The following is a 21,483-nucleotide window of genomic DNA, read 5'->3' on the forward strand; positions in this document are numbered from 1 at the left end:
AGACCGTGGGGTATGGATGCGAACCAGCCGATCGACCTCGTCCCCCTCCCCGGCAGCGAACGGCCGGAGACGCCCGGCGTCACCTCCCACGCCGCCATCGACCCGGCCAGCACGGTCGAGGCGACCCTCGTGCTCCGGCGGCAGGCCGACCTGCCGGACGACGCCCTGACCACACCGGTCAGCAGGGCGGACTTCGCCGAGACGTACGGCGCATCCACAGCCGACCTGGACCTCGTCACGTCGACCATGACCCAGCTCGGCCTCACCGTCCTCGACGCGAGCGCCGCCGAGCGCAGAGTGCGCGTGTCCGGGACGGCCGCCCAGCTCGGCCGCGTCTTCGGCACCGACCTCGACCAGGCGACGGCACGGGATGCGGCGGACCGCGAGTTCACGCACCGCAGCCGCACGGGCGGGCTGAGCATCCCGGCCGCCCTCGACGGCGTGGTCACCGCCGTGCTCGGCCTCGACGACCGCCCGCAGGCGCGGGCCCTGTTCCGGGTCGCGCGTCCCCGGGCGGTGAGCACGAGCTACACGCCGCTCGAACTGGGCGCGATCTACCGTTTCCCCGCAGAAACGGACGGCAGCGGGCAGACCATCGCGATCATCGAACTCGGCGGAGGCTACGAGCAGAAGGACCTCGACAGCTACTTCTCCGGCCTCGGCATCACCGGGCCGACCGTGACCGCCGTCGGCGTCGACGGCGGCTCCAACCAGCCGGGCTCCGACCCGAACGGTGCGGACGGCGAGGTCATGCTCGACATCGAGGTGGCAGGCGCCCTCGCCCCGGGCTCCGACATCGTCGTGTACTTCGCACCCAACACCGACGCCGGATTCGTGGATGCGGTGACGACCGCGGCACACGCCGACCCGACCCCCGCGGCGATCAGCATCAGCTGGGGCCAGTCGGAGGACGCCTGGACGGCGCAGGCGCGCACGGCGTTCGACCAGGCGCTCGTCGACGCCGCTGCCCTCGGCGTCACCGTGACGGCGGCCGCGGGAGACGACGGCAGCAGCGACAGGGCCGGAGACGGGAAGGCGCACGTCGACTTCCCCGCGTCGTCGCCGCACGCCCTCGCCTGCGGAGGCACCCGGCTGAGCGCCGACGCCTCCACCGGGGTCGTGCAGTCGGAGACGGTGTGGAACAACGGCTCGGGCGGCGGAGCGACGGGAGGGGGCGTCAGCGCCGCCTTCGCCCAGCCTTCGTGGCAGAAGAACGTGGGCGTCCCGGTCGGAGCCGGAGGCGTGGATGCGGGAGGCAGCGCGAACGGACCGAGCGGCCGCGGCGTGCCGGACGTGTCTGCGGTGGCCGACCCGCAGACCGGATACCGGGTGCTGGTGGACGGGAAAGAACTGGTGATCGGAGGCACGAGCGCGGTCGCCCCGCTCTGGGCCGCTCTGGTGGCCCGGCTGGTGCAGTCGACGGGGAAACCCCTCGGGCTCGCCCAGCCCGCCCTCTACGACTCGGTGAAGAAAGGGCAGGTGGCCCCGGGCTTCCGCGACATCACGACCGGCGACAACGGAGCGTTCACGGCGACGGCGGGCTGGGACGCCTGCACCGGCCTGGGCGTGCCGGACGGGACGGCGCTGCTCGCGGCGCTGTGACGCGTTCGGACGCGTTGGGACACGGAAAGGCATATACCCCGATAAGGGCATAGTGATGTGGACCGGCTGACCGGTACGCTCAGCCCGTGACCCACACTCGGCGCCCCGCGCGCTCCCTCAGAAACCTGCTCATCGGAGCAGTAGCCGCGACGGTCGCCGTCGCCGGGCTCACCCTCGCCCCGACCGCTGCGACGGCCGCCTCCACATACACCGTCAGCGGAACCGTGAACTACGACGTCGCGGGCGGTGGCACGACGACGAACAAGACCTCGTACGTGCTCCTTCAGCCACTCACGGGTAGCACTCCCCGGCAGCCGCTGTCCGGGAATGCCGTGAACGGCACCTGGAGCGTTCCCGGCGTCGCGCCGGGCCGCTACCGCGTCCAGTTCCGCCCGAGCGATGACGGCGCGAACGCCGGAACGTGGATCGGCAGCACCTTCGAGGACTCCGCGACGGTGGTCACGGTCACTACGGCGAACGTCTCCGGACTCACCGCCACCCAGCCGGTCGCCGGTTCCATCAGCGGAACGGTCACCGGGGCGACGGTCGCGGGCGGAATCCGCGCATACCGGGTCAACCCGACGACGATGCTGCTGGAGGGCTTCAACGAGGCACCGACCACTCTCGGCCTCGGCGGTGTGTACTCCATCGGCGGACTGGCCCCCGGCGAATACAGGGTGCGGTTCGCCGACGCCAACGCCGACCAGCCCAACTTCTCGACGAGCTACTACGACAACGCCGATTCTCTCGGAAGTTCGACCCCGATCACCGTCACCGCCGGTCAGCAGGTGACGGGAATCAACGGCTCGGTCGGCGCCTGGTCCTGGTACGGCGGCCGCATCGCGGGCGCCGACCGGTTCGACACCTCGGTGCAGATCGCGCTCGGCGCGTACTCCGCCGGTCAGGCGAGCGTCGTCTACGTCGCGAACGGCGTGAACTTCCCCGACGCGCTCGGCGCGAGCGCCGCGGCGGCGCGCGCCGGCGGGCCCCTGTTGATGACGCGCCAGGACTTCGTGCCGGCCAGCGTGGTCAACGCGATCAAGACCCTCGCACCGCCCAAGATCGTGGTCGTCGGCGGCCTCGCGGCCGTCGGAGCGTCCGCGTTCGCGCAACTGCAGAAGCTCGCCCCGACCGTCACGCGGGTCTCCGGTGACGACCGCTTCGCCACCTCACGAGCGGTTGCCGGCGCTTTCACCGGCCAGCACGTCAACAGCGTCTTCATCGCGACAGGCAACAGCTTCCCCGACGCCCTCGTCGCCGGTTCGGCGGCTGGCTACCAGGGCGGACCGCTCCTCCTGGTCAACGGCTGGTCGGGCTCGCTCGACGCGGCGACGAAATCGCTCATCACCTCGTTGTCGCCGCTGCGCATCTACATCGCGGGCGGCGTGAACTCGGTGTCCAGCGGCATCCAGCGCGACCTGCAAAACCTCGGCGTCCCCACCGTTCTCCGCCTCGCGGGCAACGACAGGTTCGGCACGGCGCAGGCCGTCAACAACGAGATCTTCCCGCTCGCCGACACCGCGTTCGTCGCGAGCGGGCTCGGATTCCCTGACGCCCTGTCGATCTCCGCGATCGCCGGTGCCATCGGGGCGCCGCTGCTCCTCGCCGTTCCGGAGTGCATCCCGTACGGCGAATTCCGAGACGCGACCCTCCAGGGCGTCGCGACGTACTGGGCTGTGGGGGGCACGAGCGTTCTGAGCTTCGACATCGAGCACCAGATCACATACTGCCAACCCGGGCTGTACGGATCGAGCGCCGGTCTCGGCTCCGCCTCGGCGGAGACGTCGAAGCCCGTCACGCCGATCACGCTCGACCCGACGAAGCTGAACGCCGCCATCACGGCAGGGCGGGACAAGCACTAGGCCCCGTTCGGCCACAATAGGAGGAATGCAGAGTCCGTCGGCCGCCACCCGCACCCCACCCCGGTGGGTTCCCGGGGTGGCGGCCGCCGCTCTTGCCGCCCTGGTCGCGTGGGGCATCCACTGGCTGGTCCCCGCCGTTCCGCTGCTGACCGCGGCCGTGGTGCTCGGGATCGTGGTCGGACAGCTGCCGTTCGCACGCCCGGCCGTGACCGGTGCGCTCTCCCCCGGACTGTCCGTCGCGGCCAAGCGGCTGATGCGGATCGGCGTCGTACTGCTCGGGCTGAAGCTCAGCCTCGGTGACATCGCGGACCTGGGCTGGGTGACCATCCTGAGCACCGTCGCCATCGTGCTCGTGACGTTCGTCGGCACGATGTGGCTGGGGCGGCTGTTCCGGCTGCCAGGACATCAGCCGCTGCTGATCGCGACCGGGTTCTCGATCTGCGGGGCGTCGGCGATCGGCGCGATGAGCGGCGTCGTCAAGTCGAAGGACGAGGAGACGGCGACGCCGGTCGCGCTGGTGACGCTGTGCGGGACGCTCGCGATCTTCGTGCTGCCGGTGCTGTGGCATCCACTGGGCCTCAGCTCGCTGCAGTTCGGGCACTGGGTGGGCGCCGGCGTGCACGATGTGGGTCAGGTGGTCGCCACCGCGCAGCTCGCCGGTCCGGCCTCGCTCGCCGTCGCCGTCGTCGTGAAGCTGACGCGCGTGCTGATGCTGGCGCCGATGGTCGCGGTCGCGTCCGTCGTCGAGCGCCGCCGTCACGTCGAGGGCGACCCGGCGGCCAAGCGCCCGCCGATCGTGCCGCTGTTCGTGGCCGGGTTCATCCTGGCGGTGCTGGTGGCGTCGTTCATCCCGCTGCCCGAGGTGGTGCGGTCCGCGTCGGACACCCTGCAGACCGCGCTGCTCGCGATGGCCCTGTTCGGCCTCGGCACCGCCGTGCGCCTGCGCACCCTCCTCGGCACGGGCTGGCGAGCGTTGGCGGTCGGCCTGCTCTCCTGGGCGATCATCGCCGCCCTTGCCCTCGCCGCCGTCCACCTCTCCTGACCCGCTGCCCGACGCTCAAAGCCATCGAGCCGGGACTTGTGTACGCGACACGCCGGGGCGAGGCGTACATAAGTCCCGGCTCGACGGGTTCGCTCAGTGGGCGGAGGTGAGCTTGAGGCCGACGATGCAGCCGACGAGGCCGACGATGAGCAACGCGCGGACGAGGGAGAAGCCCTCTCCGCCGAAGAGCATGGCGTAGACGACGGTGAGCGCTGCGCCGATGCCCACCCAGACGGCGTACGCGGTGCCGGTCGAGATGTCGCGCATGGCGTAGGCCAGCCCACCCATGGATGCGACGAGCGCGACCCCGAAGATCACCGACGGCCAGAGCTTGGTGAAGCCCTCCGAGCGCCCGAGCGCTGTGGCCCACACGGCCTCGAGGACACCGGAGACGACGAGCACGATCCACGACATGATTCACTCCCGTTGGCCAGTCTTGTCGCGCACCGGGTACTGATCCGTCGTCCGGGATCGCGAATCACGCGATCTAGCACAACTGTACCACAAGGCCCGGTTGCGGTCTGTTACGACGGCGGAGGGATGCGCCTCCCGCGCTCCGGTAGCGTGGCCGCATGGCAGATCGCGAATACGGCTTCCGCACGCGTGCGATTCACGCGGGCAACATCCCCGATCCGGTGACCGGCGCCCGCGCCCTCCCGATCTACCAGACCAGCGCGTTCGTCTTCGACGACACCGCGGACGCCGCCGCCCGCTTCGCCCTGCAGAAGTACGGCAACATCTACTCGCGCCTGGCCAACCCGACCGTCGCATCGTTCGAGGAGCGCGTCGCCAGCCTGGAGGGCGGCCTCGGCGCCGTCGCCACCGCCAGCGGCCTGAGCGCGCAGTACATCACCTTCGCCTCACTCGCCGGCGCGGGCGACCACATCGTGGCGTCCGCCAACCTCTACGGCGGCTCGATCACCCAGCTCGACGTCACCCTGCGCCGCTTCGGGGTCGAGACCACGTTCGTCCAGAGCGCCGACCCGGCGGACTACGCCGCGGCGATCACCGACAAGACCAAGCTGATCTTCGCGGAGACCATCGCGAACCCGTCCGGCGAGATCGCCGACATCGAAGGCCTCGCCGAGGTGGCGCACGCGGCGGGCATCCCGCTCATCATCGACTCGACCATCGCGACGCCGTACCTCAACCGGCCGATCGAGTGGGGTGCCGACATCGTCATCCACTCGGCCACCAAGTTCCTCGGCGGCCACGGCACCACCCTCGGCGGCGTGGTCGTGGAGAGCGGACGCTTCGACTGGCACAGCGAGAAGTTCCCGCTGTTCGGCCAGCCCGTCCCCTCGTACGGCGGGCTCGAATGGTCGGGCAACTTCGCCGAATACGCCTTCCTCACCCGCCTGCGCGCCGAGCAGCTGCGCGACATCGGGCCGTCGCTCGCCCCGCACTCCGCCTTCCTGCTCGCGCAGGGCGTCGAGACCCTGCCATACCGCATCCAGGCGCACGTGGACAACGCCCGCGCCGTGGCCGAATGGCTGGACGCCGACCCGCGCATCGAGTCGGTGTTCTGGGCGGGCCTCCCCGCGCATCCCCACCACGACCGGGCGCAGAAGTACCTGCCAAAGGGCGCCGGCAGCGTGTTCAGCTTCGTGGTCAAGGGCGGTCGCGCCGTCGGCCAGACGTTCATCGAGTCCGTCAACCTGGCCAGCCACCTCGCCAACATCGGCGACGCCAAGACCCTCGTCATCCACCCGGCCTCGACCACCCACGCGCAGCTCACCGAGCAGCAGCTGCTGGATGCGGGCGTGCTGCCGGGCGTCGTGCGCATCAGCGTGGGGATCGAAGACGTGGACGACATCATCTACGATCTGGATCAGGCCCTCACCATCGCCGTGAAGGAGACGAACGCATGACGATCGCAGACACCGCTTCCGCATCCGGAGCATCGGACACATCCGGCGGCACCGAGCAGGTGCAGCTGGCCAACGGGCTGAGCTGCGCCGTCCCCGCCTCCTCCCCGCTGGCGAAGCTGCTCAAGTCGCAGCGCACCTGGGTCGGTCCAGATGCCAAGGAACGGCTGCGCATCTTGCGCTCGGCGAAGTCGGTCGCGATCGTCGGCGCCTCGCCCAACCCCGCGCGCTCCAGCTACTTCGTCGGCACGTACCTGCAGCAGTCGACCGACTTCCGGGTCTACTTCGTGAACCCGAACGCCGACACCATCCTGGGCGAGAAGGCATACCCCGACCTGGCGTCGCTGCCCGAGGTGCCGGACATCGTGGATGTGTTCCGCAAGCCGAGCGACCTGCCCGCCGTGATCGACGAGGTGCTGGCGGTCGGCTCCCCCACCATCTGGGTGCAGCTCGGCATCTGGAACCAGGAGGCTGCGGAGTACGGAGAGTCCAAGGGCCTCACCGTCGTGATGGACCGCTGCATCAAGATCGAGCACGCCCGCTTCCACGGCGGCCTGCACCTCCTCGGCTTCGACACCGGCCAGATCACCGCCCGCAAAACCCTCCGCTGAGCCTTTCGCCCCACGCCCAGCCATCGAGCCGGGAGTTATGTACGCGCGCCACGGCGTGTCGCGTGCATAACTCCCGGCTCGATTGTTTTGCGGGGCGGGACGGGCTCAGGCGCGGGCGACGACGTGGAAGACGTGCCAGTGCTTGGGGCCCTCGAACGACATGCCGCGGCGGTCCTCCTCGGCCAGGTGCAGCGTTTCGAGGCCGGTGAGCATGCCCTCCACACCCGCGCGGTCGTGGAAGTTCATCCGGGGGCGGCCGAACCATTCGTCGTGCGGGCCGAAGAACTCGCCGGCGAAGATCGCGCCAGGGCGCAGCGCATCCCGGATGTCCGCCCACAGGTACGGGAAGTGCGTCGCGTCGCAGAACGGCAGCGCGAACCCGGCGTACACGAAATCGCTCGCCGGGAGCGCCCCGAGCGTCTCGAAGCCGGTGCTGCGCACCTCGACGAGGTCGGCGGACTCCGGCCCGACGGCCGCGGTGACGCGCTCCTCGACGCCGGGGTCCGCATCCACCGCCAGCACGCGCCAGCCGCGCTCGGCGAGATAGGCGGTCTCGATGCCGTCGCCGCAGCCGAGGTCGACGGCGTCGCCGGGCGCATCCCCCTGCCAGGCGTCGAGGCCGCTGAGGAACGTGCCCCGCACACCCCGGCCGCCCTGGGCGGTGTAGAACTCAGACCAGTCGAACGCCATGATCCTCCTTCGCCTTCGCCCTGAGCCTACGCGCGGGTGGGGCTCGCCGTCGGCTGCGCTCGCTACTATCGGCAGGTGGAGTCTCGGCCGTCGTCCCCCCGGATCGCGATCCTCGGCCCCGTGCTGGTCGAGGACAGGTCCGGCGCACTCGCCGAACCCTCCGGCGTGCTCGGGAAGAGCCTGATCGTCGCGCTCGTGCTCGCGCGCGGTTCGCTGTCCGTGCCGTCGCTCGTCTCCGACCTGTGGGACGACACCCCTCCGCGGCAGGAGCGGGCAGCACTGCAGACGCTCGTCTCCCGCGTCCGCACGGTCACCGCCGACGGGCTGCTGGAGTCCACGCCGAGCGGGTACGCCCTCGGGGTGGACGACGCCGCCACCGACCTCGGGCTCGCCCGCCGCCACCTGGAGCGGGCGCGCCAAGCGGACAGGGACGGGGATGCGGCGACCATCGCCGCCGAGACGGCCGCCGCTCTCGCACTCTGGCGCGGAGAGCCCGGCGGAGAACTCGGCGGCACTCCCCTGGCCGACGCGCTGGGCAGGACGGCCGCGGAACTCCACGACGAATTACTGCTCTTGCGGGCGAGGGCGGCCAGACTGCTCGGCGACCCCGAAGCCGCCCTGGACGACCTGCGCCGCCTCGCCGAGGCGGCCCCGCTGAACGAACAGCTCCACCTCGAACGGATGCGCGCCCTCGACGCCGCCGGCCGACGCTCCGACGCTCTCCGCGTGTTCGCCGAGGTGAAGGAGACGCTGCTCGACCGGCTGGGCACCCGCCCCGGCCCCGAGCTGGTCGCGTACAACGCCGCCCTGCTGGTCCAGGACGATGCGCCGCCCGCCCCGCCGGCGCCGTCGCGCCTGCGGATCGGCCTGCGCGCGGCACCCAACGCGCTGATCGGCCGCGAGTACGACCTGGATGCGCTCGAAGACCTGATCGCGACCTCCCGGCTCACCACGATCCTCGGCGCGGGCGGGCTCGGCAAGACGCGGCTCGCGCAGGAGGTCGGTCACCGGGCTCTGCGCATCCCGTCGGTGGTGTTCGTGGAGCTTGCGAGCGTGCGCACCGGGGACGACGTGACGCTCGCCATCGCCTCCACCCTCGGCATCCGGGAGGCCAACGCCACCCGCCCCGGTGACCCCGGCGCGCGCGTCGACCTGCGCTCGCGCATCCTGGGCGTGCTCGGCGAGCGGGAGACGCTGCTGATCATCGACAACTGCGAGCACGTGGTGGACGCGGCAGCGGCGTGGGTCGCGGACATCCTGGAATCCGTGACGACCGTGCGGGTGCTCGCCACCAGCAGGGCGCCGCTGGCGATCGGCGCCGAGCACGTCTATCCGCTGGACTCGCTGCCGAGCACGGCACGGGATGCCGGAGGGGCCGACTCCCTGCGCGGTCCGGCCGTCGACCTGTTCGTGGAGCGGGCGCGCGCGGCAAGACCCGGCGTCGTCCTGCCGCTCGACACCGTCGCCGAGCTATGCGAACGGCTCGACGGCCTCCCGCTCGCGATCGAGCTCGCGGCCGCACGCACCCGGTCGATGTCGGTGGACGAGATCGCCCGCCGCCTCGGCAACCGCTTCGCGCTGCTCACCGGCGGAGAGCGCACCGCCCCGGAACGGCACCGCACCCTGCTGGCCGTCATCGACTGGAGCTGGAACCTGCTCGGCTCGTCGGAGCGCGCTCTGCTGCGGCGGCTGTCGCGGTTCCCGGACGGCTTCAGCTCGACCGCCGCAGAGGCGGTGTCCGGCGAGGACGCCGCCCGCGTGCTCGACGACCTGGATGCGCTGGTCAGCCAGTCGCTCGTCACCGTCACCGAGGACGAGACCGGCGTCGTGCGCTACCACCAGCTGGAGACGGTGCGCGAGTTCGGAGACCTCGCCCTCGCGGAGGCCGGGGAGACCGAGCTCGTGCAGCACCGGATGGCCGCGTGGGCGCGTACGTTCGCCCGGGATGCGCTCGGCAGGATGAGCGGGCGCGACCAGGTTCCGCAGTTCCGGCGGGTGACGGTGGAACAGGACAACCTCGTCGCGATCCTGCGCGTCGCGCTCGAACACCGGGATGCTCCGACCATCGTCGCCGTGTTCGCGACGCTCGCATACTACTGGTCGCTGCGCAGCGCGCACACCGAGGTGGTCGGGTTCAGTCCCGTGGTGATGGAGGCGCTGGCCGGCTGGGAACCGGAGGGCGAGGACGAACGCATCGACGCCGTCGCCGCGTACACGATCCTCGGCGGGACGTTCCTGTTCACCGAGCACCGCACCGCGCTCCGTGCGATCAGCCGGCTGAAGCGGGCACGCGGCACCGCCGCCCTCCGCGACGCCCGCCTCAACGCCCTGGCCGACGCGGTCTCCCTCGGCGGCAGGATCGCTCAGACGATGGCGCTCCTCGAACGACTCAGGGCATCCCAGGACCCCGGGCTCGCCGCGATGGGCGAGCTGCTGCTCGCCCAGTTCGCCGAGAACGCGGGCGACCTCGACGGCGCCAGCGAGAGCGCCCAGCGCGCCTGGGAGAAGGCGCTGGCCGCGGAGGACACCTGGACCACCGCATCCGCCGCCCAGGCGCTCGCGCAGGTGCACAGCGAGCTGGCGCATCCGGCCGAGGCGATCCTGTGGGCCGACCGCGCCCAGTTCGGTTTCGGGCAGCTGCAGGCGATGGGCGATGTGCGTCAGATCGACTGGATCGTGGCGATCAACTCGGTGACGCTCGGCGAACTCGACCGCGGCCGCTACCTTCTCGAACGCTACCTGCGCGACCAGGACGACACGGGCTTCGACTATGTCGACTATCTCGGCGTCGCATACGCCGGCCTCGCCGAGATCGCGCTCCTGGAGGGCGACGACGCGGAAGGCGTCCGGCTCTTCCTCGAATCGGTCGGCGTGTTCGGCCGGTCGGACGCGATCACCAACCCGTGGCTGGTGATCCTCGCCGGGGCGGCGCTGCTCGCCCTGCAGCGGGTCGGCCACCGGTCCCCGGACGTGGTCGGGCCCGAGCGGGTCGCCGAGCTGGCCAGGGAACTGCGCAAACGGATGCTGGTCAGCCGCCGCTTCCAGTCGTCGTACGTGGACAAGCCCGTGGTTGGCAGCGGCCTGCTCGGCCTGGCCGGATGGATGCTCGAACCGTCCAACGAGCGAGCCGCCGACCCGGCCTGGCTGGACGCCGGCTTCCGGATGTACGGGCTGGCAACCCGGATGAACGCCCGCCAAGACCTCCCCAGCCTCAACCGGGTCCTGCTGCGCGACGAGCTCGTCGCCGCCCACGGTGCCGAGCGGGTGGACGCGGCGGTCGCCGCCGCCGCCGAGATTCCGCGCGACGAGGCGACGACGGCCGGATACGCGCTGCTGCAGTCGCTGCGCTACTGAGGGCGGACAGCGCCCCTGCGCGCTCCGCTCGCGCGGAGAAAGCACGACGCGCCGCCCGGATCTCCGTAGGAACGGAGACGCGGACGGCGCGTCGTGCCGATGTTCCGCCTGAGCGGAGGCGGCGGGTTACGCCTTGCGCATGTACGCGCGAACGGTGAGCGGCGCAAACACCGCGACGATGACCGCCGCGCCGAGGAGGGCGATCAGACCGTCCGACCCGAAGGTGCCGTCGTTCGCGAGGTTGCGCACCGCCGTCACCAGGTGCGAGACCGGGTTGATGTTGACGAACCACTGCAGCCACTCGGGCAGCTTGTCCACTGGCACGTATGCGTTCGAGAGGAACGTCAGCGGGAACAGCACCATGAACGAGATGCCCTGGACGCTGCTGGCCGTGCGGGCGATCACGCCGAAGAACGCGAAGATCCAGCTGATCGCCCAGCTGCACACGATCACCAGCAGACCGGCGAGGATCACGAAGCCCAGGCCGCCTTCCGGTCGGTAGCCCATCGCGAAGCCGACGACGAATGTGATGGTCGTCGCGATCGCGTAGCGGAGCGTGTCGGCGAGGAGCGCACCGGCGAGCGGCGCGATGCGCGCGATCGGCAGGGATTTGAAGCGGTCGAACACGCCCTTGTCCATGTCCTCGCGCAGCTGCACGCCCGTCACGACCGACGTCGTGATGACGGTCTGCACCAGGATGCCCGGGATGAGGAGCGGGAGGTATCCCGCCACGTTCCCGGCGATGGCGCCGCCGAACAGGTTCGCGAACATCAGCGTGAAGATGATCGGCTGCAGTGTCACGTCGAACAGCTGTTCCGGGGTCCGCTTGATCTTCAGGAGACCGCGGTACGCCATCGTCAGCGAGTTCGCGACGCTCTGGGAGAGGCTGACGTGGTTCTTCAGCCGCCGCTCGGACGGCGGGGTGATGACAGTGAGGGCGCTCATGCGTCGACCCTTTCCGATTCGGGGGCCTCGGCGGAGTCGGACTTCTCGTCTTCGACGCCGTGGCCGGTGAGGGTGAGGAAGACCTCGTCGAGGGTCGGCTTCTGCACCGACATCTCGGTGAGGTGGATGCCCGCCTCGCGGAACGTCACGAACAGGTCGGTGACGGCATCCGCGTTGCGCATCGGCGCGGTGATCCGCGTGCCTTCCGGCGAGATGACCGCATCCACGCCGAGCACGGTGGCGATGGCGCGACGCGCGTCCTCCATGTCGGCGGTGTCCGCCAGGCGCAGCTGCAGCGACGACTCGCCGACCGAGGCCTTGAGCTCGTCGGCCGTGCCCTCCGCGACGACACGTCCGGTGTCGATCACGGCGATGCGGTCGGCCAGCTGGTCGGCCTCATCCAGGTACTGGGTGGTGAGCAGCACCGTCGAGCCGGTGGCGACCAGGCGCCGGATGGTGTCCCACATCTGAGCGCGGGTGCGCGGGTCGAGGCCGGTGGTCGGCTCGTCGAGGAAGATCAGCGGCGGTTGCGCGATCAGGCTGGCAGCGAGGTCGAGGCGACGGCGCATCCCGCCGGAGAACTTGGAGATGGGACGCTTGGCGGCGTCGGTCAAGCCGAACTCTTCGAGGAGTTCCGCGGACTTCCGCTTCGCCTCCGACCGGCTCAGACCGAGCAGGCGGGAGAAGATGACGAGGTTCTCCGTGGCGGAGAGCCGCTCATCCACCGACGCGAACTGCGCCGTCACGCCGATGAGCTGGCGGACGACCTGCTGCTCCCTGCGGATGTCGTGGCCGAAGATGGTGGCCTCGCCGGCGTCCGGCTTGAGCAGGGTGGCGAGCATGGAGATGGTGGTGGTCTTGCCTGCGCCGTTCGGGCCGAGCACACCGTAGACGGCTCCGGCGCGGACGCTGAGGTCGACGCCGTCGACCGCGCGGTTGTCGCCGAAGACCTTGACGAGCCCGTGGGCTTCGACCGCCCATTCTGAGCTGGTGGTCATGGTGATCCTTCCTGATGGATGGGATTCGAGTTGATGCTGACGATGTTTCCTGGGCGCGCTTACACGGCGCTTACGTGGCGCTTACAGCGGAGAGGAGGCGGTGTAAGTGGGGCTTTCTCACGCCGCGGGGCGCAGCACGGCGGCGAGCAGGGTCGCCCTGTCGATGCCCGCGATGGCGATCGCCCGCGGAACCGTGCCGAGCTCGATCGTGAGGATGCCGGCGAGCAGGTCGGCCTCCGCCGTGCGCCCGTCGCGGTCGCGGCCATGCCCACGACCCGCGATGTTGTGCGCCCTCACCAGCGCATCCCGGGCCGAAGCACCCCAGCGCGGCCGGGCGATACGCGGCGCAGCGGTCAGCCGTTCCTCCGGCACCGGCTCGACGCCCGCAGCGCGCAGGCTCGCGTCTCGTTCGGCGCGAAGGGCCGCCTCGATGCCCGCGTGGTCGAGGCCGGAGGCGGCGAGGGCGCGCTGGGCGCTGGTTCCCTTGGCGGCGGCGAGGGCGAGCAGCAGGTGCTCCGCCTCGACGAGGGATGCGCCGCGACGGCGGGCCTCCTCGACGGCCCGGATGACCGTGGCGCGCAGGGAGCGGGACAGGCGGCGGTCGTCGCGGGTCTCGTCGCGCTCGACCGGGTCCTGGGGCTCGATCGGGTCCTGAGGCTCGATCGGGTCGTCGTGTTCTGGTGTGCTGTTCTCAGGCATTGCGCCTCCTCAGTTCGATGCCTGCTGCCGCGACCCGGCGCAGGTGCTTCTTGTGCACGGCCTGCCTGGTGACGCCGAGGGCGTCGGCGATCTGGCTCCAGGTCCAGCCGTCGCGGAGTGCCCGCTCGACCTCGGCGTCTTCGAGCCGGTCGGCGAGTTCGCGGAGGGCGACGACGGAGGCAAGTCCGTCCGCCGCTCCGCCGATGGGTGCTGGTGTCTGTGTAGGTCCCATGTGAGCAACTTAGGTTGCTTAGATCGAATTGTCAACCTTGGTTGCTAAAACCGCGACGACGTTTCCGTGCGCGGAAGAGCGCCACGACGCAGCAATCTTGCACGGCTGCCGACGTAGACTGATGAAGTGACAGCGTACGTCTCGGCCTTCGACCTTTTCTCCGTCGGCATCGGCCCCTCGAGTTCGCACACCGTCGGCCCCCTCCGAGCAGCGCGCGCCTTCTCCGAGCGCCTCGTCACCGACGGTCTCCTCCACCGCGTCAGCCAGGTCACCTGCACCCTGTACGGCTCCCTCGGCTCCACCGGCATCGGCCACGGGACCCCGGATGCCGTGCTCGCCGGCCTGGCGGGGCTCGAACCGGAGACCTGCCGTCCGGAAGACGTCCGTGGCGTCTGGGCAGGGCTCGGTCCCGGGTCGAGACTGCTGCTCGCCGGCCGCCGCGCCATCCCGATCAGCGGCGACGACATCGCCTTCGAACCGCGCACCCGCCTCCCCGGCCACCCGAACGCCCTCACCATCACGGCCTGGGGTTCCAGCGACGACGGTGCCGTGGATGCGCTCCCCCTGCTCGAAGAGACCTACTACTCGATCGGCGGCGGCTTCATCCGGCGCGACGGCGAGGAGGCGGACCTGGCCGCGCGCGCCGCGCATCCACTGCCGTACGACTCAGCGGAGGAACTACTGCGGCTGTGCGCGACCTTGGACATCCCGATCTGCGAGGTGGCACGCCGCAACGAGGCGGCGATCCACGGCGAAGAGGCGACGCGCGAACGCCTCGACCTGATCTGGTCGGCGATGGCGGAGTGCGTGGCCAACGGCCTCGCCGGGGACGGCACGCTGCCCGGCGGCCTCGGCGTCCGGCGCCGCGCAGCCGCGATGCGCGAGCACCTCGAATGCGTCGGCGACGAACCAGGCCGCGACACGTCCATCGAGTGGCTGCACGCGTTCGCGCTCGCGGTCAACGAGGAGAACGCGTCCGGTGGCCGCGTGGTCACGGCGCCGACGAACGGCGCGGCCGGGATCGTGCCGGCGGTCGCCCACTATTACCTGCGATTCGTGCCCGGTGCGTCGGCCGAAGGCATCCGGAAGTACCTGCTCACGGCGACGGCGATCGGCTCGCTGTTCAAGGCCAACGCCTCCATCTCCGGCGCGGAGGGCGGCTGCCAGGCGGAGGTCGGCTCGGCCTGCGCGATGGCGGCGGGCGCGCTCTGCGCGGTGCTCGGCGGCACCCCGCGCCAGGTCGAGAACGCGGCGGAGATCGCGATGGAGCACCACCTCGGCCTCACCTGCGACCCGGTGGGCGGCCTGGTGCAGATCCCGTGCATCGAACGCAACGCCATCGCGTCGTCGACGGCGGTGTCGGCCGCGCGCCTCGCCCTGCACGGCGACGGCTCACACCTGGTCTCGCTGGACACGGTGATCGAGACGATGCGCCAGACCGGGCTCGACATGTCGACCAAGTACAAGGAGACGAGCGAGGGCGGCCTCGCGGTGAACGTCATCGAGTGCTGAGCCCGGCCGCCACATGACGGCGTGTGGATGCGCGTTACGCCGCATTGCGCAGGCGGTGGGCGGATCGGAAGCCGCTGGTTAGCGTGGTGCCGTGACCCACGCATCCGACCCCGCTGCCACCACAGGCCCAGCCATCGACCCCGCAGCCGACACGTCCACCCACCCGCTCGGCGCTGCGCTGGCCGGGCCGCTCGTGTCGACGCAGTGGCTCGCCGACCACCTGGGTTCGGACGGCCTGGTGATCCTCGACGCGACCGTCGTCGCATCCACTCGGCAGGACGGGTCACCCACCTCCGTCAGCGGGCTCGACCAGTACCTGGTCGACGGCCACGTTCCCGGCGCCGTGTTCGCCGACCTGCTCGACGTATTCAGCGACCCGGCCGGGCCGTACCCGTTCAGCCGCCCGACCGCATCCGGGTTCGAGGCGGCGGCGGAGTCGGTGGGGGTCGACGCCGACACCACCGTCGTCGTGTACGACGCGTCGGCCGGACAGTGGGCGGCGCGGCTGTGGTGGCTGTTCCGGGCGTTCGGGCACGAGCGGGTGGCCGTGCTCGACGGCGGCGCGGTGAAGTGGAAGGCGGAGGAGCGGCCGGTCGAACGCGGGCACGTCGAACCGCGCGCGGCGGCGGGCTTCCTCGCGGAGGAACGGCCGGACGCCTGGGTGTCGAAGGCGGACATCGCCGCGGTGCTCGACGGCAGTGCGGACGCCTCGCTGGTCTGCGGCCTTCCGCCGAAGGAGTTCAGCGGCGAGGCCGGCGCGCGCAGCAGGCTCGGCCACATCCCCGGCAGCGTGAGCGCCCCGGCCGTGCGGCTCGTCTCCCGCGACACCAACGCGTTCCTCCCCGCTGCCGCACTGCGCACGACGTTCGCCGACGTGCTCGCCACCGACAGCCGCATCGTCGCGTACTGTGCTGCAGGAATCGCGGCGGCCTCCGACGCGCTGGCGCTGGCCGTGCTCGGCCGGAACGACGTCGCCATCTACGACGCCTCGCTCAACGAGTGGGCGGCCGACCCGGATGCGCCGCTGGCGGTCCTGGACGCCGGACGCCCAACCTGAATCCCCGCTTCGGATTCGCCGAACGCCCGACGCACGACCGGTATGCGTGCATAAGCTCACATCATGAGCCTCGCTGACATCCCACTCACCACCATCGACGGAGGCACCACCTCCCTCGGCGCGTTCGACGGCCAGGTCGTCCTGATCGTGAACGTCGCATCCCGCTGCGGCCTCGCGCCCCAGTACGAAAAGCTGGAAGCGCTGCAGAAGACGTACGGCGACCGCGGTTTCACGGTCATCGGCTTCCCGAGCAACCAGTTCCTGCAGGAGCTGTCGTCAACCGACGCGATCAAGGAGTACTGCTCCACGACGTGGGGCGTCACGTTCCCGATGATGGAGAAGGTCAAGGTCAACGGCAAGTCGCAGCACCCGCTCTACGCCGAGCTGACGAAGACCCCGGATGCGGCGGGCAAGGCCGGCAAGGTCAAGTGGAACTTCGAGAAGTTCGTCGTCCTCCCGAACGGCGAGGTGCACCGTTTCCGCCCGACGGTCGAGCCGGACGACCCCGCGATCGTCGGCCTCATCGAAGGCGCGCTGGCGGAGGCCGCCTGACGGTCGCCCGCGGCTGCGGCGCGCGTCTCGGCCGCGCCGCGGTGCGTGTGAGCGGTGCGCGCTCTGGCCGCACCGCGGTGTGTGTGAGCGGCGCGTCATCCGGTCGCGCCGCGATCACGCGCGCCGGAACCACCGCCCGGCGACACGCTCGGTGAGCCGCCACGGCCCGGTGTGCGCCAGGCTCTGGATGCGCTCCACCGCGTGCTCGGCCACCGGGATCGCGTCGTCGACGGTGTCGGCCGTGAACCGCACGGTCACCCTGGCTTCGCCGGCGACCACGTCGAGGCTGCTGGCCTCGACGACCGCGAGCTCGGCGACGGCAGCGGCGGCAGCGGGAACGACGGCGTCGGGACGGATGCCAGGAAGCAGGAGACCTACGGAGACGATGACACGGAACGACGGCACCATTCGAGAGTACGCGAGCGCCGCATCCCGATTTCGGGCGGATGAGGCGTACCCTGTCCTGGATCGGACACGCGTGATGGGGGCGCAATGATGCGAATGGACGGAACGACGAGCCTGAACGACGGACGACTGCGGGGGCAGGACCTGGATGCGCCGGAGCGCGGCGCCCACGGCCACGAGGCCTCCCGCCCTGCAGCCGGTGATCTCACCAGGGAGCAGATCGAGGAACTGACCGCTCTGCTGCTCGAGCGACGACGCGGTGACCAGGCGGAGGCGGAACGGCTCGCCGAATCGCTCGGCATCGTGCTCTCGGCCCGTTCCGACGCGACGGCCGACGACGAACACGACCCGGAAGGACCGACGCTGTCGTCCGAGTGGAGCAGGCTGCAGGCGCTCCGGGGCGAGACCAGCGACGACATCCGGGCAGTGGATGCGGCACTCGACCGGATCAGGCAGGGAACGTACGGTGCATGCGCGCGCTGCGGCTCGCCGATCGGCGTCGACCGTCTGCGCGCCCGGCCCACCGCCGAGCTGTGCATCGGGTGCGCGCTGGTCGTCGACAGCTGAGTTGCGGGGCGCGCTGGCCTCGTAGCTCCTACCCTCCGTGCGCGCCCACGCGCGCCGCGCGGTAGACGGCTTCGGTGCGGGATGAGGCTCCCACCTTTCTGAGGATGCTGGAGACGTGGACGCTCGCCGTCTTGGCGCTGATGTAGAGGCGTTCGCCGATCTGCTTGTTGCTGAGGCCCTGTTCGATGAGGGCGAGCACCTGGACTTCGCGGTCCGTCAGCACCGGTTCGGCACCGCGCGCCGTGACGTGCCGGGCGGGGGCGGCCGAGGCGATGAGCTGGTCGGCCGCGTCGACCAGCAGGCCGAAGCCGAGGTCGGCGGCGAGCTGACGTGCCTCGGCGGCGGACTGCTCCGTGGCGGCGCGGTCCCCAGAGATGGCATGCGCCTGGGCCCGGCGGAGGAGCGCGTACGGACGAAGGTGCGCGGGAGCGCCGTCGGCCAGTGCGGCCGCGGCGGCGCGGTCCCAGGCCTCGACGTGCTCGACGGACGGGACGCTGCGCACGGCGGCCAGCTCGGCCTCGACGAGCGGCGCCCACACGGGGTGGGTGGGCCAGGACGCAAGGTCGGCGAGGACGGAGAGCAGCGCGTGCGCCGCGTGCTCGGTGGGCAGGTCTGAGGTGGCGACATCTGTGCCGACCACCCCACCTGCCGCGTCAGCGACCGGTGCAGCGCTCACGACCGTCGCGCCGCTCGCCGCCAGCTCGGAGAGCGCGCGGGCGGCGACCGCGAGCAGCGGCAGGTCGTAGGCCGGGATCGAGCGGCGCACGTCGGAGATGATGACGCTCGCGTCGCGCCAGGCGGTCGTCGCGTCGCCGCGCGCGATGGCGATCTCGGCGGCGACCCTGGCGAAGCCGAGGCGGGACTGCATCTCGATCTCGGCCTGGACGAGCATCCCTTTTCGCCAGCGGCGCAGGAGGTCTTCCGCCCGCTGGGTGTCGCCGCGCCAGAGGGTGAGCCACAGCTTCATGCGCTGCAAGTGCACCCGGAACCCGGGAGGGGGATCGAGTTCGAGGGCGGGGTCGAGCATGTTCTCGGCGAGGTCGAGTTTGCCGAGGGCGAGGAGGGGCTCGACCGTGTTGGAGGCGAGCATGACGCCGGACGTGCGCTCGACGCCGCGCAGCTTCGCCTGGGCGACCCCCGCCTGGGCGATGCGGACGGCCTCGTCGAAGCGGCCGAGCAAGTTCATCACGTCGGAGGCGTTCACCGCGTTGCGGAGGAGCGGGCCGCTCTCGCCGTCCGCGAGGACGCGGGCCGCGTCGAGGTCGGCGAGCCCGTCGTCGATGGAGCCGTGATTGACCAGCACCGTGCCCCGGATGGTGTGCGCCACCGAACGCCGGGCGCTGGCGTCGTCCGCCGCCTCCGCGATCGACAGCGTGGACGTCTGGATGGCCTCGTCGTAGCGCGCCTCGAGCATCAGCCGCCCGGCGACCTCGGCGAGGAGCTGGGCGCGCAGACCGTCGCCCGGGTCGTGCGGGGCGATGGCGAGCGCCTCCTGCAGCAGCTCGACCGATCCCGGCCTGCTGAGGTTGGCGAGGTATTGCGCCTTGTCGCGCAGCAGCCGGGCGTGCCGGTCGGGACTGAGTCCGTCGGTGTCGGAGAGCGCGACGTTCACCAGTGCGAGCGCGCGCTCGCTGTCGCCGGCGTTGCGGAGCGCGGACGCCGTGCGCGACAGCAGTTCGGTGCGGCTGCGCCCGGCGAGCGCCTCGGCGTCGTCGACGCGATCCCACAGTTCGAGCGCCCTGTCGCCCGCGGCGGCCGCCGCCCGGTATGCGTAGGAGAGGCGCGACTCCTCCATCGCCTCCAGCGTGGCGATGAAGGCCCTGCGCAGGTCGTGCGCCGCCATCCAGTGGTAGGAGATCTGGCTGGCGGAGCCGCCCGCCTCCTCGATGGCGAGCGCGTAGCGCGTGTGGAAGCGCGTGCGCTCCCCCGGCAGCAGGTCGGCGTGGATCGCCTCGCGGACGAGCGCGTGCCGGAACGAGTACTCGGTGGTGTCGGCGGCGAGGACGTGGGCGACGACCGCCTCGCGCGCCGCAGCGTCCAACTGGTCGGCCGTGCCGTCGAACACGGCGGCGAGCAGGTCGTGCTCGACGCAGACGCCCGCCGCCGACAGCAGCCGGAGCAGCCCCTGCGCCGGTTCGCTGAGCCGTTCGTAGCGTGCGAGCAGCAGGTCGCGCAGCGTCTCAGGGAGGTCTTCTCCTGTGCCGAGGTGCTCGATGCCGATCAGCTCCTCGACGAAGAACGGCACGCCCTCGCTGAGCTGGTAGACGCGGTCGATGGTGGCGGAGTCTGCCGGGCAGCCGAGGATCTGCTCCGCCTGGGCCGTCACCTGCGCGCGGCTCAGTCGCGCCAGCTCCCAGCGTGTCGCCCGCCGAGTGCGGTCGAGCTCGGGCAGATAGGAGCGCAGCGGGTGGCCGCGCAGCACCTCGTCGCTGCGGTAGGTGAGCAGCAGCAGGAATCGCCCGCGCTCCATCATGCGGATGACGAACCGGACCAGTTCCAGCGTGGCGGTGTCTGCCCAGTGGATGTCTTCGATCGCGACGACGAGTGGATGCGCGGCCGAGACGTTCTCGAACAGCACGGTGACGAGCTCGTACAGCCGCTCCGCCCCGGTGCGCGCGGGCACGGAGTCGGCGGAGGCGAGCTCAGGCAGGAGGACGGAGAGCACGCCGGACCCCGGACCAGCCGCCGAGAGGACCGCGTCCAGCCCGATGGCGTCGACCAGCTGACGGAGGATGGCGGTGAACGGGGCGTACGGGGCGCCGTCGCTGCCGAGATCCACGCTGCGGCCGGCCAGGACGGTGGCCCCGGATGCGGCCTCCGACAGGAACTCGGAGACCAGCCGGGACTTGCCGATCCCCGCCTCGCCGCCGATGACGACCGCTCGCGGCTGGCCGTCGGCGACCGCGGCGAGCTCGTCGCGCAGCGCTTCGAGATCGGGCTCCCGCCCGATCAAGGAAGCGCTCGACGCCGGTGATCGCATGAATTGATCATGCCATCGACCACCGACACTCGGAGCGGGTGAGTCCTGGTCGATGGGGCGGTCGATCCGGGTCGGGGTGAGTGAGTCTCTCGCGGGGCTCACCGACCGGCGTGCTGCAGTTCGCGCTGGGTCGCACGCTCCGCCGGAACGGCCGCGCTCGGCGCGCCCGGATCCGCCGGAACCGCTGCGGACGGAGCGTCCGGTAGCGCCGCGCTCGGCCCCTCCGGAGCCGCCGGCGCCTCCCGAACCGAAGCACCGGCCGATGCCGCCTGCGCCGACGCATCTCGTCGCTGCGCCCGCTGCGCCCGCTGCGCCCGCGCTGCGCGCCGCCGCGCCAGCCAGCCGCCGGTCGGCTCCTGCGCGTCGTCGGCGCGGATGACGCGCAGCAGTTCGAGTTCCCTGGTGGTGGCGGCCGTCTCCGACGCCCGCACCCTGTCGGCCACATATTCTTCTAGCAGCATTTCGTCTTCCCCTGGTTGCTGTCGCTGTCTTTTCTGAGTGGTTCGA

General features: G+C 71.3%; 19 protein-coding genes and 1 riboswitch. Of the genes, 10 read left to right on the forward strand and 9 right to left on the reverse strand.

Features of this window, described 5'->3' with window-relative positions; translation table 11 throughout:
* Nucleotides 1–12 precede the first annotated feature (12 nt).
* The 3 genes from HF024_RS12925 (at nucleotide 13) to HF024_RS12935 (ending at nucleotide 4,506) form a co-directional block, all read left to right on the forward strand.
* Nucleotides 13–1,602 (forward strand): S53 family peptidase, encoded by a 1,590-nt coding sequence (locus HF024_RS12925; protein WP_168689800.1) that lies wholly within the window; start codon nucleotides 13–15, stop codon nucleotides 1,600–1,602.
* Nucleotides 1,603–1,688: 86 nt separating this feature from the next.
* On the forward strand, nucleotides 1,689–3,464 hold the full coding sequence (locus tag HF024_RS12930) for a cell wall-binding repeat-containing protein (protein WP_168689801.1): 1,776 nt from the start codon (nucleotides 1,689–1,691) through the stop codon (nucleotides 3,462–3,464).
* Nucleotides 3,465–3,489: 25 nt separating this feature from the next.
* Nucleotides 3,490–4,506 (forward strand): putative sulfate exporter family transporter, encoded by a 1,017-nt coding sequence (locus HF024_RS12935; RefSeq protein WP_168689802.1) that lies wholly within the window; start codon nucleotides 3,490–3,492, stop codon nucleotides 4,504–4,506.
* A gap of 93 nt (nucleotides 4,507–4,599) precedes the next feature.
* On the opposite strand, the gene HF024_RS12940 is transcribed toward HF024_RS12935, so the two are convergent.
* On the reverse strand, nucleotides 4,600–4,920 hold the full coding sequence (locus HF024_RS12940) for a multidrug efflux SMR transporter (protein WP_085369749.1): 321 nt from the start codon (nucleotides 4,918–4,920) through the stop codon (nucleotides 4,600–4,602).
* Between the two features lie 11 nt (nucleotides 4,921–4,931).
* A riboswitch (guanidine-III (ykkC-III) riboswitch) is annotated at nucleotides 4,932–4,997 on the reverse strand.
* 81 nt (nucleotides 4,998–5,078) lie between these two features.
* Here HF024_RS12940 and HF024_RS12945 point away from each other — a divergent pair.
* Together HF024_RS12945 and HF024_RS12950 are read left to right on the forward strand one after the other, a co-directional pair.
* Nucleotides 5,079–6,377, forward strand: coding sequence for an O-acetylhomoserine aminocarboxypropyltransferase/cysteine synthase family protein (locus HF024_RS12945; protein ID WP_168689803.1), 1,299 nt, complete (start codon nucleotides 5,079–5,081; stop codon nucleotides 6,375–6,377).
* Nucleotides 6,374–6,985 (forward strand): CoA-binding protein, encoded by a 612-nt coding sequence (locus tag HF024_RS12950; protein ID WP_168689804.1) that lies wholly within the window; start codon nucleotides 6,374–6,376, stop codon nucleotides 6,983–6,985. Before HF024_RS12945 ends, HF024_RS12950 begins: the two co-directional genes overlap by 4 nt.
* A gap of 105 nt (nucleotides 6,986–7,090) precedes the next feature.
* Here HF024_RS12950 and HF024_RS12955 read toward each other — a convergent pair whose 3' ends face one another.
* Nucleotides 7,091–7,675: a methyltransferase domain-containing protein gene (locus HF024_RS12955; RefSeq protein WP_085369752.1), complete on the reverse strand. Its 585-nt coding sequence runs from the start codon at nucleotides 7,673–7,675 to the stop codon at nucleotides 7,091–7,093.
* A gap of 75 nt (nucleotides 7,676–7,750) precedes the next feature.
* On the opposite strand from HF024_RS12955, the gene HF024_RS12960 reads away from it, so the two are divergent.
* Nucleotides 7,751–11,029, forward strand: a complete 3,279-nt coding sequence (locus HF024_RS12960) for a BTAD domain-containing putative transcriptional regulator (RefSeq protein WP_168689805.1) — start codon at nucleotides 7,751–7,753, stop codon at nucleotides 11,027–11,029.
* Between the two features lie 126 nt (nucleotides 11,030–11,155).
* On the opposite strand, the gene HF024_RS12965 is transcribed toward HF024_RS12960, so the two are convergent.
* From HF024_RS12965 to HF024_RS12980, 4 genes are all read right to left on the reverse strand, one after another.
* Entirely contained in the window at nucleotides 11,156–11,974 is an 819-nt protein-coding gene (locus HF024_RS12965) for an ABC transporter permease (protein WP_085369753.1), read from the reverse strand.
* Nucleotides 11,971–12,972 carry an ATP-binding cassette domain-containing protein gene (locus HF024_RS12970; RefSeq protein ID WP_168689806.1) on the reverse strand — a complete coding sequence of 334 codons (1,002 nt, stop codon included), beginning with the start codon at nucleotides 12,970–12,972 and terminating at the stop codon, nucleotides 11,971–11,973. Before HF024_RS12970 ends, HF024_RS12965 begins: the two co-directional genes overlap by 4 nt.
* Nucleotides 12,973–13,089: 117 nt before the next feature.
* Complete coding sequence (locus HF024_RS12975; RefSeq protein ID WP_168689807.1) at nucleotides 13,090–13,671, reverse strand: Clp protease N-terminal domain-containing protein; 582 nt, start codon at nucleotides 13,669–13,671, stop codon at nucleotides 13,090–13,092.
* Complete coding sequence (locus HF024_RS12980) at nucleotides 13,664–13,903, reverse strand: helix-turn-helix domain-containing protein (RefSeq protein WP_085369756.1); 240 nt, start codon at nucleotides 13,901–13,903, stop codon at nucleotides 13,664–13,666. The genes HF024_RS12975 and HF024_RS12980 overlap by 8 nt, the downstream gene beginning before the upstream one ends.
* 126 nt (nucleotides 13,904–14,029) lie before the next feature.
* On the opposite strand from HF024_RS12980, the gene HF024_RS12985 reads away from it, so the two are divergent.
* The 3 genes from HF024_RS12985 (at nucleotide 14,030) to HF024_RS12995 (ending at nucleotide 17,024) form a co-directional block, all read left to right on the forward strand.
* Nucleotides 14,030–15,415 carry an L-serine ammonia-lyase gene (locus HF024_RS12985; RefSeq protein ID WP_168689808.1) on the forward strand — a complete coding sequence of 462 codons (1,386 nt, stop codon included), beginning with the start codon at nucleotides 14,030–14,032 and terminating at the stop codon, nucleotides 15,413–15,415.
* A 91-nt stretch (nucleotides 15,416–15,506) separates the two neighbouring features.
* Entirely contained in the window at nucleotides 15,507–16,472 is a 966-nt protein-coding gene (locus tag HF024_RS12990) for a rhodanese-like domain-containing protein (protein WP_168689809.1), read from the forward strand.
* A gap of 63 nt (nucleotides 16,473–16,535) precedes the next feature.
* Nucleotides 16,536–17,024, forward strand: coding sequence for a glutathione peroxidase (locus tag HF024_RS12995; RefSeq protein WP_085369759.1), 489 nt, complete (start codon nucleotides 16,536–16,538; stop codon nucleotides 17,022–17,024).
* A gap of 114 nt (nucleotides 17,025–17,138) precedes the next feature.
* Here the strand turns inward: HF024_RS12995 and HF024_RS13000 are convergent, their stop codons facing one another.
* Entirely contained in the window at nucleotides 17,139–17,429 is a 291-nt protein-coding gene (locus tag HF024_RS13000; RefSeq protein ID WP_168689810.1) for a hypothetical protein, read from the reverse strand.
* Between the two features lie 96 nt (nucleotides 17,430–17,525).
* Here HF024_RS13000 and HF024_RS13005 point away from each other — a divergent pair, with 96 nt between their 5' ends.
* Nucleotides 17,526–17,996 carry a TraR/DksA C4-type zinc finger protein gene (locus HF024_RS13005; RefSeq protein ID WP_168689811.1) on the forward strand — a complete coding sequence of 157 codons (471 nt, stop codon included), beginning with the start codon at nucleotides 17,526–17,528 and terminating at the stop codon, nucleotides 17,994–17,996.
* 28 nt (nucleotides 17,997–18,024) lie between these two features.
* On the opposite strand, the gene HF024_RS13010 is transcribed toward HF024_RS13005, so the two are convergent.
* Nucleotides 18,025–20,976: a helix-turn-helix transcriptional regulator gene (locus tag HF024_RS13010; RefSeq protein WP_168689812.1), complete on the reverse strand. Its 2,952-nt coding sequence runs from the start codon at nucleotides 20,974–20,976 to the stop codon at nucleotides 18,025–18,027.
* A 98-nt stretch (nucleotides 20,977–21,074) separates the two neighbouring features.
* A complete protein-coding gene (locus HF024_RS13015) occupies nucleotides 21,075–21,437 on the reverse strand; it encodes a hypothetical protein (protein WP_168689813.1) in 363 nt (120 codons plus the stop codon).
* Between the last annotated feature and the right edge of the window lie 46 nt (nucleotides 21,438–21,483).

This window comes from Leifsonia sp. PS1209 (genome assembly GCF_012317045.1).
GTDB lineage: Bacteria > Actinomycetota > Actinomycetes > Actinomycetales > Microbacteriaceae > Leifsonia.